The organism is Rhodococcus sp. AD45-ID, assembly GCF_003023755.1.
GTDB classification, from domain to species: domain Bacteria; phylum Actinomycetota; class Actinomycetes; order Mycobacteriales; family Mycobacteriaceae; genus Rhodococcus_F; species Rhodococcus_F globerula.
This window is the reverse complement of sequence record NZ_PYHL01000001.1, coordinates 303,097-318,592: the sequence shown is the minus strand read 5'-3', so window position 1 is coordinate 318,592 and position 15,496 is coordinate 303,097. Positions and strand designations below refer to the sequence as shown.

Here is a 15,496-nt window from a genome sequence, read left to right as displayed (position 1 = left end):
CCGGATTCACGTGGTGCAAGCGGGGTGGTACCGCGGTACGTACGCAGATGCGCACGTATCGTCCCCGTGCCGAGTAGTACAGGCACGAGGAGATCGCAGTGGCGAATAACGGGTATCCCAAAGTCGATTACGGCGTCCCCGCCGACACCGGAGTCAAATTTCCGGCCCTGGAACAGAAGGTTCTGAAAGAGTGGGCCGACGACGACACGTTCCGGGCATCGGTCGACAATCGTGACGGCAACGAGGAGTTCGTCTTCTACGACGGCCCTCCGTTTGCCAACGGCTTGCCGCACTACGGTCACCTTTTGACGGGGTATGTCAAGGACTTGGTGCCCCGCTTCCAGACAATGCGCGGACGCAAGGTGGAGCGCCGGTTCGGTTGGGATTGCCACGGCCTGCCCGCAGAGCTCGAGGCCGAGAAGCAACTCGGCATCAAGGACAAGTCCGAGATCGACGTCATGGGACTTGCGAAGTTCAACGAGTACTGCAAGGCGTCGGTGCTCAAGTACACCGACGAGTGGCGTGAGTACGTCACCCGGCAGGCTCGCTGGGTCGACTTCGACAACGACTACAAGACCCTGGACCTCGACTTCATGGAGTCGGTCATGTGGGCATTCAAGGAGCTGCACGAGAAGGGCCTGATCTACCAGGGCTTCCGCGTTCTCCCGTACAGCTGGTACGAGCAGACACCGCTGTCCAACCAGGAAACTCGTCTCGACGACGCGTACAAGATGCGTCAGGATCCGGCGGTCACCGTCGAGATGCCGCTGGTTGCGCCCGGCTCACCGCTCGACGGTGCCAATGCCATCATCTGGACCACAACGCCGTGGACGCTGCCATCCAACCTCGCTTTGGCTGTTCATCCCGACATCGACTATGTCCAGGTTCTCGGTCAGGGCGGCAAGCGCTACGTGCTCGCCGAAGCTCGGGTTGCTCACTACGCCCGCGAGTTGGGGGACGAGCCCGAGGTCGTTTCCCGGCACAAGGGCAGCGACCTGGTCGGCCTGTCGTACACACCGCCGTTCGACTTCTTCGTCGGGCACCCGAACGCCCATGTCGTGTTGTCGGCCGATTACGTCACCACCGATTCGGGTACCGGAATCGTCCACCTCGCACCGGCTTTCGGTGAAGAGGATATGGATGTTGCAACCGCCAACGGCATCGAGGTCGTTCAGCCCCTCGACCCCGGTGGAAAGTTCACGTCGATGGTGCCGCCGTACGAGGGTCTGATGGTGTTCGACGCCAACCCCGTCATCATCAAGGATCTCAAGGCTGCCGGAAACCTGTTGCGGCACGAGACGATCGAGCACTCGTACCCGCACAGCTGGCGCAGTGGTCAGCCGCTGATCTACATGGCGGTTCCGTCGTGGTTCGTGGCCGTCACCAAGTTCCGTGACCGCATGGTCGAACTCAACCAGGACATCACCTGGGTTCCCGAGCACATCCGCGACGGTCAGTTCGGCAAGTGGCTCGAAGGTGCTCGCGACTGGAACATCAGCCGAAACCGCTACTGGGGCAGCCCCATTCCGGTGTGGGTCTCCGATGATCCGCAGTACCCGCGTACCGACGTCTACGGTTCCCTGGATCAGTTGGAGGCAGACTTCGGTGTGCGTCCGACCGACCTGCACCGTCCGATGATCGACGATCTGGTACGCCCGAACCCGGACGACCCGACCGGCAAGTCGATGATGCGTCGAGTTCCCGAGGTTCTGGACTGCTGGTTCGAGTCCGGTTCGATGCCGTACGCCCAGGTGCACTACCCCTTCGAGAACCGCGACTGGTTCGAGAGCCACTACCCGGGTGACTTCATCGTCGAGTACAACGGTCAGACCCGTGGCTGGTTCTACACCCTGCACGTTCTCGCGACGGCTCTGTTCGATCGTCCCGCTTTCAAAACCGTTGCAGCACACGGCATCGTTCTCGGTGACGACGGGCTCAAGATGAGTAAGTCCAAGGGTAACTACCCGGATGTCAAGGAGGTGTTCGACCGCGACGGCAGTGATGCCATGCGCTGGTTCCTCATGTCCTCGCCCATCCTGCGCGGTGGCAACCTGGTCGTGACGGAGCAGGGCATCCGCGAAGGTGTGCGTCAGGCTTTGCTTCCACTGTGGAATGCCTGGAGCTTCCTGCAGCTGTACGCGCCGGAATGTGGTGTGTGGCGCACGGATTCGGAGAACATCCTCGACAAGTACATCCTCGCGAAGCTGGCGGGCACGAGGGACGTCATCACCGATGCCCTCGAGGCGAACGACATCGCGGGAGCTTGTGACGAGCTCCGGTTGTTCTGTGATGCACTCACCAATTGGTATGTGCGACGGTCGCGTTCACGCTTCTGGGACGAAGATCGTGATGCCATCGACACTCTGCACACTGTGCTAGAGGTTGTGACGCGTCTGGCTGCGCCCTTGCTGCCGTTGGTGTCCGAAGTGATCTGGCGTGGATTGACCGGGGAACGCTCGGTACATCTCGCCGATTGGCCGACGGAGTCCGAGTTGCCTGGCGATCCGGAACTCGTTGCCGCCATGGACGACGTGCGCACGGTGTGCTCGACAGTGTTGAGCTTGCGTAAGGCGCAGAACCTGCGTGTCCGTCTGCCGCTGCCAGAGGTTACGGTCGCGGCGCCGGACGCCGAGCGTCTGCGTCCGTTCCTCGGCCTGATCGCCGACGAGGTCAACGTCAAGAAGGTCGACCTGACCGAGGATGTCGACGTTCACGGTCGGTTCGAGATCGCGGTCAACGCGCGTGCTGCAGGTCCGCGTCTGGGCAAGTCTGTTCAGACCGTCATCAAGGCCGTCAAGGCCGGCGATTGGACCGAAAACGCAGACGGTGTAGTGGTTGCCGCGGGCATCGAGCTCTTGCCCGAGGAATACACGCAGAAACTGGTTGCAGCCGAGCCTGATTCGACGGCAGCGCTTCCCAATGGTGCAGGTCTTGTCGTGCTCGATTCCGTCGTGACGGAAGAGCTCGAGGCCGAGGGTTGGGCCAAGGACCGGATCCGCCAATTGCAGGATGCGCGCCGCGCCGCGGGACTCGACGTCTCGGATCGCATCAACGTTGTGCTCGAGGTGCCGGAGGATCGCAAGGACTGGGCCGATCGTCATCGCGACTTGATCGCCGGTGAGGTTCTGGCCACGTCGTTCACGATCGGCGAGGCCGGGGACGGTGCCGTCGATCTCGGCGACGGTATCCGTGCTGCAATCACGAAGGTCTAGTAGCTGACAACTACTCCGGTGCCCCGAAATATGTCGGAGCACCGGAGTAGTTTGCTCTCATGAGCACGAACAAGGACACCGTGGCGCGCATTCTCGAGCAGTTGGAGCCGCTCGATGTCCGTGCGCGGGCTATGTTCGGTGAATACGGCCTGTACTGCGACGAGAAGGTCGTTGGCTTGATCTGCGGTGACGTTCTGTACGTCAAGCCGACCGAGATCAGTGCGGAGTTCGGATCGGACGCAGACCTTGCGCCGCCGTACCCGGGCGCAAAGGAGTATTACCGGGTCCCGGAGGAGCGGTTTCACGACGTGGATCGGCTGCACGCATTCATTCAGCGAACCGCCGACGCGCTTCCACTGCCCAAGAAGAAGCCACCGAAGAAGGCCAAACCGAAGGTCCAGAAGTAATCCATTGCTCGCCGAGATCGAGAACTGTTACCGCCGATGAACCAGGGTGATCCCACACGAAGCCGCCGGTGGGTGCTTCATCTCGATATGGATGCCTTTTTCGCCTCCGCTGAGCAATTGACCCGACCGACGTTGCGCGGACGTCCCGTCATGGTGGGCGGTCTCGGTGGCAGGGGCGTGGTTGCCGGCGCAAGTTACGAGGCTCGCGCCTTCGGTGCTCGGTCCGCCATGCCGATGCATCAGGCAAGGCGCTTGGTGGGCGGCGGGGCAGTGGTCCTACCGCCGCGCATGTCGCTGTATTCGGTACTGAGTAAAGGGGCGTTCGAGGCGTTGCGTCTGCGCATGCCGGTGCTCGAACAGTTGTCGGTGGACGAAGCGTTTGGCGAACCGGCCGAGTTGGCAGGAGCCGGTGCGGACGAGGTGCGGACGTTCTGCGAGGACCTACGGTCCTTGGTACTGGCAGAGACCGGGATGGTTGCGTCCATCGGCGCGGGTGCGGGCAAACAGGTCGCCAAGATTGCGTCGGGGCTGGCGAAGCCGAACGGTGTCGCGGTGGTGCCGCCGGGTCAGCAACACGAACTCCTCGATTCCCTTCCGGTTCGCAAGCTGTGGGGAATCGGCCCGGTGGCTGAGGAGAAGCTCAAACGGTTGGGGATCGTGACTATCGGGGGGTTTGCGCGCACTCCGATATCGGAGGTCGCGTCCATCCTCGGTACGACGGTAGGCCCTGGCTTGCATCGTCTGGCGCAGGGTATCGACGATCGTCCCGTGGCCGAGCGCGCGGACTCCAAGCAGATCAGTGCGGAATCGACGTTCGCGAGCGACATCGTCACGTTGGGGCAGTTGCGTGCGGCGGTGGAGAACAGCGGTGGGGCGGCGTTCTCACGGTTGGAGAAGGACGGCCGCGCGGCGCGCACGGTCGTGCTCAAGCTGAAGAAATCCGACATGAGTGTGCTGACCAGGTCGGTGACGTTGCCATATGCCACCCTCGACCGGGCGATCCTGATTGCCACCGCGCAGAAGCAGGTGATCGATCCGGTGGAATTGGGGCCGATCCGGTTGGTGGGGGTGGGATTTGCCGGGCTCTCCACAGTGCGTCAGGGATCGCTGTTTCCGGAGTTGGATCAGGATGTGCCGGGATATCCGATGGACACTCTCGCGGAGGATCTCGACGAGAGTCCCATTCCTGCGCGGGTTCCGGAACGATACTGGCATCCCGGTCTGGATGTGAGTCATCCCGAATTCGGACACGGTTGGGTGCAGGGCGCCGGTCATGGTGTCGTGACCGTTCGATTCGAAACCCGTTCCACGGGAACAGGAATCGCTAAAACCTTCACCGACGACGATGCGTCACTTCAGGTGGCGGATGCACTCGACAGCCTTCTCTAAGGACACCCTTAGACTTTTTCGGCTTACCGTTGGGTAATGTTGTGGCGGACCGCGAGCGATGCACGTCAGTGCTGACAACGCTCGTATGTGAAAACCGGAATGGATAGGACTGAGAAGTTGAAGCTTCGTAACATGACCGTCGCAGCCGTCGCGATTGCAGCGGCCCTGACGATGACTGCCTGCAGTTCCGAAGAGGCCGAGCCCACCAAGACCACCACCTCCGCGAAGGCTACGACCACCACGGTCGAGGTTGAGGTTGCGCTCCCGACTGCTGCTGAGCTCAATGCCAAGATCGCGACGGCACTCGACGAGAGCGTTCCGTCCTCCGAGAAGGTCAAGTTCGTCGAGGGCGCAGACGCCGATCCCGAGCTGATCAACCAGGTCGCCGCGGCTGCCAAGGCTGCCGGCGCACAGGTCGAGGTTGTCGACCCCGTCACCGATTCGGGCAGCGACACGGCTACCGCACCGCTCGCCATCGTTATCAACGGCCAGCCCCTTGCCGGCGGCATGAACGCTGTCTTCGTGAACCTGGACGGCGAGTGGGCACTGTCCAAGACCACCGCTTGCCAGATCGTCAGCTTCGCTCAGCTGACCACCCCGGCTTGCGCTGCTTGATTTCAGCTAGCTGACAAAGCGGCCGCCGAACCCTCACGGGTTCGGCGGCCGCTTTTGTTTGTTCAGGTTCGCTTAGTGGTGGAATCCCTCGGTGACACGAGGCTTGGGCATCGGGCTGGATAGTTCGTCGAGGAACGCGGTTTCCTCTTCGATGACACCCAACAGGTTGGCAGCCAAGTCCATGCTCAGACCGTTACGCACGACAATGCGTTGCACGGTGAGGTCGGTGAGGTTGTCCGGCATGGGATAGGCCGGCACGAGCCAGCCCTTGGCGCGTAGTCGATCCGACAGGTCGTACAGCGTCCAATTCTCGGTGTGCCCGGCCTTCAGGCGCCACGCGAACACCGGAATATCGCTGCCGTCGTTCCAGAGTTCGAAGGCGTCGAGCTTGCCGATTCCTTCGGCGAGGAATTTCGCGACGTCCTGCGAGGACTGCTGGATGGAACGGTAACCGTCGTGGCCTAGCCGCAAGAACATGTAGAACTGCAAGATCACCTGGGCGCCGGGGCGTGAGAAGTTGAGTGCAAAGGTCGGCATGCTGCCGCCGAGATAACTGACTTTGAACACCAGATCCTCGGGGAGCAGGTCCTCCGAGCGCCACACCACCCAGCCAAGACCTGGGTACACCAGCCCGTATTTGTGCGCCGACGTGTTGATGGAATGAACTCGGGGGAGCCGGAAGTCCCATTCGATTTCCGGTTGGAGGAACGGTGCGATCATGGCGCCGGACGCTCCGTCGACGTGGATCGGGATGTCGAGTCCGGTCTTCTTCTGGATCGCGTCGAGTGCATTGGATATCTCGAGCACGGGTTCGTACATGCCGGTGTAGGTGACACCCATGATTGCGACGACACCGATGGTGTTCTCGTCGACGTACTTCTCGAGGTCGTGTCCGTCGAGTGTGCGATGTTCCTCGCTGATGGGGACGTATCGCGCTTCGATGTCCCAGTAGTTGCAGAACTTTTCCCAGCACACCTGCACGGCTGAACTCATCACCATGTTCGGGCGGTCCACCGGCTTGCCTGCAGCGCGCCTGGCGTGCTGCCAGCGACGCTTGAGAGCGAGTCCGCCCAGCATGCAGGCTTCCGACGAGCCGATGGTCGACGTACCGATCGCGTCTTTCGGAGACGGTGCGTTCCACAGGTCGGCGAGCATCCGCCAGCAGTATGTTTCGATCGCGGCCGTCTGCGGGTACTCGTCCTTGTCGATCATGTTCTTGTCGAACGACTCTGAATACAAGCGCGTGGCGTGGTCGTCCATCCACGTGCCGACAAACGTCGCGAGATTCAAACGGGCATTGCCGTCCAGCATCGTTTCGTCGTGGACGATTTGATACGCGGTTTCGGGAAGCATGCCATCAGGTTCGAGAGTGTATTTCGAGGCAACCGAATCTTCTCCTGGTCTGGAGAAGATAGGATTCGCGGCGACGTAATCGGTGTGTTCGGCTCTTCGCGGCTCTGGCATGAACTTCTGCTCCTCACAACGGTATTTCACGGTGGTCGGTGTCCTGATTGTTCGTATCCAGCTACCCTTACCGTCCATTGCGGGAGGGAAGTTGTCAAAGGGAACTGTGATCAGTCGATCAGGCAGTCTGTGGCCTGAGCCTGCGCGCATCGTAGAACGCCGCGAAGTAACACAAAGTCGTGACAATCAGGAGTAAACCCGCAATGCGGGCGAAGGCGCGGTCGTCGAATGCCAGGATTGCCGTGCCCGATACCCCGAGAGTGAGGACATAGACCAGCTTGGCCACCTGCCAACGCGGCGAGTCGGGACGGATCGCAGAAGGCTTGCCTCGCACGGTGATCCGCCAATCGAAAAGCAAGGGCAGCACCACCGCGACCCAGACGGCCGTACCGAAATCACCTTCGAGAATTCCGGCGACGGCGAGGAATACAGCACTGAGTACGAGAGTGGTCACCACGAGCACCTGCAGTTGTGATTGTGCAGTCACAGGAACCGTCATGCCTGTGTATACCCAGAGAAGGCGGCTGTATGCGGTTAGCGCGCAGCCGTTCTCAGGCCGGGCAGAGTTCGGGTGGTTTCCGCCTCGAACGGCGTCCCCGCGGGGACGCCGTTCGACATCTGGCCGGGCGACATCTGATCGTCAGGTCAGCGTTGGTAATTCGACGCCCGTCAGGTCTGCCTTGATCTGCAGCGCGAGGTACTTGCTGTAGTTACGCACCAGCATGAAGTTCCCACCGTGGATCCAGAACCGGTCGTGCCCGGACGCCCGCCACACCGACTGAAGCTCGCCCTCGTCGTCCAGATCCCAGACCGGACCGCAGGCGTCGGCGACGGCATCACCGAGGACGCGTCGTGCGGTGTCGAGAATGCCACGGAACCCGGTGGCGCACACGATCGTGTCGGCCGGGACGTGGGTACCGTCCGACATGATCAGCCCGTCCGGGACGAGTCGCTCGACGGTCGGACCCGATACCAATGCGATGCTGCCGTCAGCGATAAGCGGGGAGGCGCCGACGTCGATGTAGTAACCGCCGTTGCGGGTCAAGAACAGCATCATCACTCCGGTGCCGTCCACTCCGTCGGCGAGCGCGAATCCCTTGGCAGCGAGAGCGTCGAGCAGCTCGCGGTCGTCCTCGGCCATTGCGGCGGAACCGTACTTCAGAGCTGCAAGAAATTGTGGATCGAGGCGTGCCGACGACGCGTCGAGCAGATCTGCCACGTCCGTGGAGGTGTGTTCGCCGTAGCGCATCCGGCCTCGATCAGACAGGGTATGCCCGCTCACCACGTGGGTGGGCCCACGCTGGATCAGTGTCACCTGCGCACCCGATTCGTAGAGATCCTGCGCGATGTCGTGGCCGCTGTTGCCGGTTCCGATCACCACGGTGCGGGTTCCCTTGCGTGCCGGTTCGGTGCGATACCGGCTCGAATGCAGCAGTTCGCCGGCAAAATCCTCGGCGCCCGCAAATTCTGGAAGGACAGGTTCGGTACCGCTGAGACCTGTCGCGAGAACCACGTGGTGCGGACGAAGTGTGCGCCGTGTGCCGTCACGATCGACGAAGACGGTCCAGCGCCGCTCGCCTGGATCGAATGTGGATTCCACAATCTCCGACCGCGTCCACACGTTCAGATCCATCGCACGTGAATATATTTCGAGCCAGTCGCCCATCTTGTCCTTGGGCGTGAAAACCGGCCAGGACGATGGGAATGGCATGAGCGGAAGATGATTCGACCAGACCGCGTCGTGTAGCACCAACGAGTCGTAGCGCCCGCGCCAGTTGTCGCCGACTCGATCACCGCGGTCGATCAGAAGAGTCCTGACTCCGAGCACGCCGAGTTGAGCGGCCAATGCCAGGCCCGAGTGGCCGGCACCGATTACGAGAACATCCGGATCGGCGTCGTGGCACTCGACTTCGCGGCTGCGCCGTGCCGACCAGTACTCCGGATGATCCCCCGTGCCGTCCGGTCGATGCTCGCCGGTGGTCGGTTCGTGGCCTGCCAGGGTATCCAGTGCGGTGAGGAGATTCCGGGCCCGCCAGGTGCCGTCGTCGAGGATCAGCCTGGCAACACCCCGCACGTGGCCGAGGTCGCTGTCGAACCGGAACAGTAGTTGGATCGTGGATCCGGACAGTGTCGGAACCAATGCTGGTGCGGCAACCGGGTCGAGGCGTTCGCCGTGCACGCGTTGCTCCAACGCGGACGCGATGACGGCATCGATCGGTGCGCTGCCGTTGAGACTGCGTAGGTCACCGGAGAAGGCGAGCAGATCGCGCCACCACACGTCGGGGTGTAGAACCATCTCAGCACCCACTCCGGAGCGGAGGAGGTCGGCAAAATCGGAGAGCCACTGTTCTGCCGTCGCCGCAACTGCGACCGTGTCGAGGTCGGCGGAATCCAATTGTGTTGTCATATACACACTTTCCGTGAAATCAGCGGGTGGTGAAGCCGGCGTCGACCTTCAGTTCGGTGCCAGTGACGTAGCGCGCCTCGTCAGAAGCCAGGAACAGGACCGCATTGGAGACGTCGATCGGATCGGCCCAGGGGACAGGCAAGGCGTTGGTTCCCGCGAAGAGCGGTGCCACCTGTTCCTTGGTCGGGTTCCGGGTGCCGGGCAGGAAGAGGTTGAAGCAGCGATCGTTCATGATCATGTCGGTATCGGTTGCGCCCGGGTGGACGGTGTTCGCGCGGATGCCGTGTTCGCCGAGTTCGCTGACGAGCGTTCGCATCAGGCCGACGACCGCATGCTTGCTGGCGGCGTAGGCGCCGGCGTTGCGTGTGCCTTTGATTCCGGCTGTCGAGCTGGTGATGACGATCGACCCTCCGTCACCCTGCTCGATCAGGTGCGGTACTGCGGCTTTGCAGGTGTGCCACACGCCCTTGAGGTTGACGTCGAGTACGTCGTCCCACTCGTCTTCGGTAATCCGGTGTGCCGGTTCGCCACTGATGAAGATCCCGGCGTTTGCGACCACGATGTCGACACGACCGAGTTCCGCGACTCCGCGGTCGAGAAGCGTGCGCACCGAGTCGAAGTCGCGTACGTCGGCAATCCCGGCGTGGATGCGACGGCCGATCTTCTCGACTCCCCGAACTGTTTCGGCGAGGTCGTCCGGCGTGGCGGGAGGGTAGAACCGAGTGACCGTATCGATGCCGTCTGCGAGATCGAGGGCGATGATGTCGGCGCCTTCTTCGGCGAGCCGGAGCGCGTGACTGCGTCCCTGGCCTCGCGCTGCGCCGGTGATGAAGGCAACTTTTCCAGCTAGCCGTCCGGGCATCCTGCTCCTTCTGTCCGACGTCGTTGTCGTCCGGAAGGTAACGAGGATCACAGAAGCGTCAGCGCGGCACTCCCATTCAGTAGGACGGAGTCCGGGGGGCTCGCGAGAGTGTCTCCGGCTGAAGTGATTACGAGGACGGAGTGTGTAGACGCTCCACAGCCGTGCTGGCCATCGATCCCAGAACCTCGGGCGCGATGGGCGTCGGCGCGGTGGCGGAGAGTTGAGTCAGGTTGGGTCCCACTGCCGCGACGACTACATCGGCGACAAGTGTGAAACCTTCACTCGCCGTCGTGATTCGGTAGGAGAACGACGCGTCGCCTACGGGCGGCTGATGCCCCGCGCCGACCTGATAGGTGATGTTGATGCCGTCGGCGTCGGTACCCGAGAATTCGCCGCATCCGGCAACCGTGGCCTGCATACTCGCGAATGCTGCTGTGGCCGCGGCGCCGTCGGCGTACGAGGCGCTGTCCTGATCGATGCTCGTGAAATCGGGTCCGGTGAACATCTTCGAGATCGAGGCGACTGAACCCGGAACCTGGGTGGCGATCGGTGCGAGCACGCCGGCACAAGCGGCGGGGTTGGTGCTGGACTTGTCGGATTCCGATGTGGCGGGTGCGGGAGCGAGGCCCAGATCCTCGACCGGATCCGGCACGATGTCGAAACCAGCTGGTAGTTCGCTGAGTGTGAGTACGGTCTGCGTCAGCGCTGCTTTGTCCAGGGGAGTGCCGGTGAGGCCGGTCGGGACAGGCGCAGTGCTGAACGGAGCGAGGGCAACATCGGGTACCGGCGAGGCATCCGACGCTGTGGGAGAAGATGTTTCAGAACCGCATCCGCCGACGAGGAGAACGGTCACCACGCTGAGCCCGGCGACAGCGCGACGCGACATCACGATGTCCACCGAATGTTGTTGGTAATGCTCTGTCGGATGACCGATGTGCCGTCCGGGTCGCTGTAAGCCTGGTCGCCGCCGACCGAAAGTTCGCCGCTGACGGGAAGCGGCAGATTCAGGTCGACGATCATGGTTCCCGACCCGGCCATGACGTACTGATCGATGTCGAGAGTGCCCGCCCCGCCCGCGAGATTCCAGATGTTGCTCTGCGGAGTCTGTGACAGTTCTACGGCGAGGGTGAGACGGTCGCCGTCACGCGCGGTCACGGTGACGGTGGTTGTCTGATCGAGTTGGATCTCGCTACTGACGTCTTGCTTCACCGTCCACCGGGCACCGACTCCGACGGGCTCTGTCGGTAGTGCAACTGCACGATATACCGCTTGGCCGAAGGCCTGTTCGATTGCCGCGCGGGCCGCATTTGCCGACCCGGCCGACGGGCGTAAGCGCAGCGCCGTGACAGCACCGGATTCTGTAAAGGTCAACCCGGCTCCTGACCCTTCGGCGCCACCGAGGGCGGCTTGGAGCGTCTCGTCCGGCGTAGTCATGCCAGACAGGGTGAGATCAACCACGGTTGTCGGATTCTGGGGAGTGGCGGCCGTCGCCACGACGGCATTGAGCGGAATGGTCACTTCAGGCGAGGAAATGTCCTGAACCGGCTGCTGGTCGATCTGCTGGCGCACATCGGTCGACGTCACCAGGGTTGTTGCCTGAGTGGTTCCGGCCGGCAGGTTCATCCGCAGGCTCTGCCTGGGCTCACTTCCGGCATCGAGCACCTCGACGGTCGCAGCGGTGACTGGGACGGTGAACTCGGCTGGAGTCGCCGAAGGCGTATCAGGCGACTGCTCGGCGTAGCCGCATGAGGTGAGAACGGTGACGAGAGCAAGGGCGGCGGCGAACACATACGGAACGCGCCGGCCGGAGATAGACAACTGTGGCACGCGCTCCAGGCTAACCGCTTCGCCGGAGTGCCCGGTCGGGTCGGGGAGCGCGTGCGTGCAGAGCAGCAGACATAGGGGATGATGGTGGGCGTGAGTACAGACCACCCAGACCGAGATCTCAGCGCGGAGGATCAGCCGATTACCGATTTGTCGAAGTCCGCATCACCGACACGGCCAAAACGGTTGGCGATGCTGATCGCCATCGCGGCAGTCATCCTGATCGCGGACGTCTTGACCAAGATCTGGGCTGTTGCGGCGATCACGCCCGGCAAGCCGATCGAAATCATCGGCGACGTCGTCACTTTCACGTTGGTCCGCAATCCCGGAGCCGCATTCTCGATGGCAACGTCGATGACGTGGATCCTCACGTTGGTTGCAATCGGCGTCGTGATCGGAGTGATCAAGATCGGTCGCACTCTGCGGTCACCCTGGTGGGCGCTGGGTCTGGGTCTGGTGCTCGGCGGCGCACTCGGCAACCTCATCGACCGATTGTTCCGCGCCCCGGGTTTCATGCGCGGACACGTCGTCGACTTCATGTCCATCGGTTGGTGGCCTGTGTTCAACATCGCTGATTCTGCGATCGTGTGCGGTGCAATCCTGTTGGTCGTCTTGACGCTGTTCGGGTTCGAACCCAACGGCGAGCGCCTGCGCAGTGACAAGGACACGGGCGAGGGCCCGGGCAGTGACAAGGACACGGGCGAGGGCCCGGGCAGTGACAAGGACACGGGCGAGGGCCCGGGCAGTGACAAGGTCACGGGGGAGAGCAAATGAGGGAATCGCGTTCGATGCCGGTACCGGACGGACTCGACGCGATGCGTGTCGACGCCGGATTGGCACGACTACTCGGTCTCTCTCGAACCGTCTCGGCCACCCTTGCAGAAGAAGGTTCGGTACTGCTCGACGGTGTAGCTGTCGGGAAGTCCGATCGGTTGACCGCGGGTTCGTGGCTCGAAGTTGTACTGCCCGAGCCGCCGCGTCCGCTGACCGTGGAAGCCACTCCCGTCGAGGGCATGGAAATTCTCTACGCGGACGACGACGTTGTTGCCGTGGACAAGCCGGTCGGCGTTGCCGCGCACGCGAGTGTGGGGTGGACGGGTCCGACGGTCATCGGCGGCCTGGCCGCTGCAGGTTTCCGGATTTCGACGTCGGGCGCGCACGAGCGTCAAGGCATCGTTCACAGACTTGATGTCGGGACGTCCGGTGTCATGGTCGTTGCGACGTCCGAGCGGGCGTACACCGTACTCAAGCGGGCCTTCAAGCAGCGCACTATCGACAAGAGGTACCACGCGCTGGTCCAGGGGCACCCGGACCCGAGTAGCGGAACGATCGACGCTCCGATCGGGCGGCACCACGGGAACGACTGGCGTTTTGCCGTGACCGCCGACGGTAAGGCAAGCGTCACGCATTACGACACTATCGAGGCATTTCAGGCGGCAAGTCTGTTGGATGTGCACCTCGAAACGGGGCGGACACACCAGATTCGGGTGCATTTCTCCGCGCTGCGCCACCCGTGCTGTGGCGACTTGACGTACGGAGCGGACCCCCGCCTCGCCGAGCGGTTGGGACTCGAGCGGCAGTGGCTTCATGCAGTGTCACTCGGGTTTGCACATCCGGCGGACGGGCGCTGGGTCGAGATCAAGAGCAAGTACCCGAAAGACCTCGAACATGCGCTAGAGGTTCTTCGATCCGCATGAGCGCGCGAGCAGTCGGTTCCGCGCTGGCGGGAATCGCAGTTGTTGCGCTCGTCGTTGGAGCCGGCCTGCTGAATCCGGTTCCCACCCCGCCGGTGGGAACCGATTCGCTCGGCCCGGACAGTGGTGAACTGGTATCCGATTATCTCGACCGTGCGCGAGAATCACTCGACGCGGTCGAGGGCTCGGCGTGGGCCCTCGCATCGTTTGCCGCTCCGATGACTGCCGACGACGTTATCGCGGCCACCCCGGGAGTTCGGGTGTCCGAGGTGTTGTTCCGAGTGCCGTTGGATCGGGTTCAGACTCCGATGGTCGCGATTGCAGTACCGGACAACAACGACGCGATTCGACGGGCACCTGGAGCTGCGGCGACGCGACTCGCCGCCATGACGGGGGTCGACGAACGGCAGAAACGCGTCGCGGAAGTGTCGAGTCGGCTGTTGTCGCAGGGGTGCGCGTGTGCGATCGGCGCGGTAGTGCACGGCACTGCGCAGGAACTTGCGACATTGGCAGGTGCTCCATCGATCCGAGCGCTCGAAGCCTTGCCGGAAGACGGCACTCCGTGGCGCGCAGCGGTTCGGCCGCTGCTGCCGGAGTATGTGGACGTGGTTCGGGTAGGACCGGATGACGGACCAGTTCCATGAGCACCGATGACGGACGCGAGATCACGCTGTCGAAAGTGACCAGGTCCGGTTCGAGTTCGGGCATCGCGTTCGGTGCCGGCGCCTTCCTGATCTGGGGCGCATTCCCCGCGTTCTTCGGTTTGCTCGATTTTGCCGACCCGCTCGAAATTCTTGCTCATCGAGTGGTGTGGACACTCGTGCTGATGCTGATCGTGTTGGCGGTTCTCGGTCGACTTGCCTCGCTTCGCGGCATCAGCGGGCGTACGTGGTTGCTGGTGACGGCAGCCTCGGCGGCAATCGCTGTCAACTGGGGAACCTACATCTACGCGGTGGCGTCGGGGCGAGTGGTGGAAGCCGCGCTCGGATATTTCATCAACCCGTTGGTGACTGTCCTGCTCGGTGTGGTGATCTTCCGAGAGCGGCTTCGACGCGCTCAGATCGTGGCGCTGGCGCTGGCCGCAACAGCGGTGGTGGTGATCACCATCGATTACGGCAAACCGCCGATCGTGGCACTCGTCCTGGCGGGGTCTTTTGCGACGTACGGACTGATCAAGAAGGTGGTTCCGCTCGACCCACGAACCAGCTTGACGGCTGAGGGCGTCGTTGCCGCTCCGTTCGCGGTGGGATATCTCGTATTTCTCGGTCTGACCGGCGCCGGTGCTTTTGTCTCCGGCGGCACCGGCCAAAGCCTGCTCCTCATGGCGGCCGGCCCCGTGACGGCGTTGCCGCTGTTGCTGTTCGGTGTTGCCGCGCAGCGAGTGAAACTCTCCACAATGGGCATGTTGCAGTACCTGACACCGGCGCTGCAGATGTTGTGGGGCGTCGCGGTGATGCGTGAGGACATGCCTGCGTCGCGGTGGATCGGGTTTGCCTTGATCTGGCTGGCACTGGTGATCTTCACGACAGACATCGTCCGCGCTAATCGGCGTTCACAGGGGTCGACGTCGTCCAAGCAGGAGCCGGTCACGTAACTATCGTCGCGCCGCCTGCCGGTCACAT

General features: G+C 62.7%; 14 protein-coding genes. 8 read left to right on the top strand and 6 right to left on the bottom strand.

Features of this window, described 5'->3' with window-relative positions:
* Window positions 1-98 precede the first annotated feature (98 nt).
* The 4 genes from ileS to C7T36_RS01355 all read left to right on the top strand — a co-directional run bounded on the left by ileS (window position 99) and on the right by C7T36_RS01355 (window position 5,623).
* A complete protein-coding gene (gene ileS / locus C7T36_RS01370; protein WP_275586645.1) occupies window positions 99-3,212 on the top strand; it encodes an isoleucine--tRNA ligase in 3,114 nt (1,037 codons plus the stop codon).
* Between the two features lie 59 nt (window positions 3,213-3,271).
* Window positions 3,272-3,619: a TfoX/Sxy family protein gene (locus C7T36_RS01365; RefSeq protein WP_045070295.1), complete on the top strand. Its 348-nt coding sequence runs from the start codon at window positions 3,272-3,274 to the stop codon at window positions 3,617-3,619.
* A gap of 36 nt (window positions 3,620-3,655) precedes the next feature.
* Complete coding sequence (locus tag C7T36_RS01360; protein WP_045070293.1) at window positions 3,656-5,008, top strand: DNA polymerase IV; 1,353 nt, start codon at window positions 3,656-3,658, stop codon at window positions 5,006-5,008.
* Window positions 5,009-5,140: 132 nt separating this feature from the next.
* Entirely contained in the window at window positions 5,141-5,623 is a 483-nt protein-coding gene (locus C7T36_RS01355; protein ID WP_239654799.1) for a hypothetical protein, read from the top strand.
* A gap of 72 nt (window positions 5,624-5,695) precedes the next feature.
* On the opposite strand, the gene C7T36_RS01350 is transcribed toward C7T36_RS01355, so the two are convergent.
* The 6 genes from C7T36_RS01350 to C7T36_RS01325 all read right to left on the bottom strand — a co-directional run bounded on the left by C7T36_RS01350 (window position 5,696) and on the right by C7T36_RS01325 (window position 12,183).
* Complete coding sequence (locus C7T36_RS01350; protein ID WP_033230992.1) at window positions 5,696-7,087, bottom strand: glutamate decarboxylase; 1,392 nt, start codon at window positions 7,085-7,087, stop codon at window positions 5,696-5,698.
* Between the two features lie 118 nt (window positions 7,088-7,205).
* Window positions 7,206-7,541, bottom strand: coding sequence for a hypothetical protein (locus C7T36_RS01345; RefSeq protein ID WP_141484460.1), 336 nt, complete (start codon window positions 7,539-7,541; stop codon window positions 7,206-7,208).
* Between the two features lie 186 nt (window positions 7,542-7,727).
* Window positions 7,728-9,494, bottom strand: a complete 1,767-nt coding sequence (locus tag C7T36_RS01340; RefSeq protein ID WP_045070289.1) for an NAD(P)/FAD-dependent oxidoreductase — start codon at window positions 9,492-9,494, stop codon at window positions 7,728-7,730.
* A 19-nt stretch (window positions 9,495-9,513) separates the two neighbouring features.
* A complete protein-coding gene (locus C7T36_RS01335; RefSeq protein ID WP_045070288.1) occupies window positions 9,514-10,356 on the bottom strand; it encodes a mycofactocin-coupled SDR family oxidoreductase in 843 nt (280 codons plus the stop codon).
* Between the two features lie 127 nt (window positions 10,357-10,483).
* A complete protein-coding gene (locus tag C7T36_RS01330) occupies window positions 10,484-11,242 on the bottom strand; it encodes a sensor domain-containing protein (protein WP_052683651.1) in 759 nt (252 codons plus the stop codon).
* Complete coding sequence (locus C7T36_RS01325) at window positions 11,242-12,183, bottom strand: hypothetical protein (protein WP_045070286.1); 942 nt, start codon at window positions 12,181-12,183, stop codon at window positions 11,242-11,244. Before C7T36_RS01325 ends, C7T36_RS01330 begins: the two co-directional genes overlap by 1 nt.
* Before the next feature lie 78 nt (window positions 12,184-12,261).
* On the opposite strand from C7T36_RS01325, the gene lspA reads away from it, so the two are divergent.
* From lspA to rarD, 4 genes are read left to right on the top strand one after another with little or no spacing between them, the layout of a single operon-like run.
* The gene (gene lspA / locus C7T36_RS01320; RefSeq protein ID WP_052683620.1) at window positions 12,262-12,954 is read left to right on the top strand and encodes a signal peptidase II; all 693 of its coding nucleotides are present in this window, start codon (window positions 12,262-12,264) and stop codon (window positions 12,952-12,954) included.
* Complete coding sequence (locus C7T36_RS01315) at window positions 12,951-13,877, top strand: RluA family pseudouridine synthase (protein WP_045070283.1); 927 nt, start codon at window positions 12,951-12,953, stop codon at window positions 13,875-13,877. The genes lspA and C7T36_RS01315 overlap by 4 nt, the downstream gene beginning before the upstream one ends.
* Entirely contained in the window at window positions 13,874-14,518 is a 645-nt protein-coding gene (locus tag C7T36_RS01310; protein ID WP_045070281.1) for a hypothetical protein, read from the top strand. The genes C7T36_RS01315 and C7T36_RS01310 overlap by 4 nt, the downstream gene beginning before the upstream one ends.
* On the top strand, window positions 14,515-15,468 hold the full coding sequence (gene rarD, locus C7T36_RS01305; protein ID WP_045070278.1) for an EamA family transporter RarD: 954 nt from the start codon (window positions 14,515-14,517) through the stop codon (window positions 15,466-15,468). The genes C7T36_RS01310 and rarD overlap by 4 nt, the downstream gene beginning before the upstream one ends.
* Window positions 15,469-15,496: the final 28 nt, after the last annotated feature.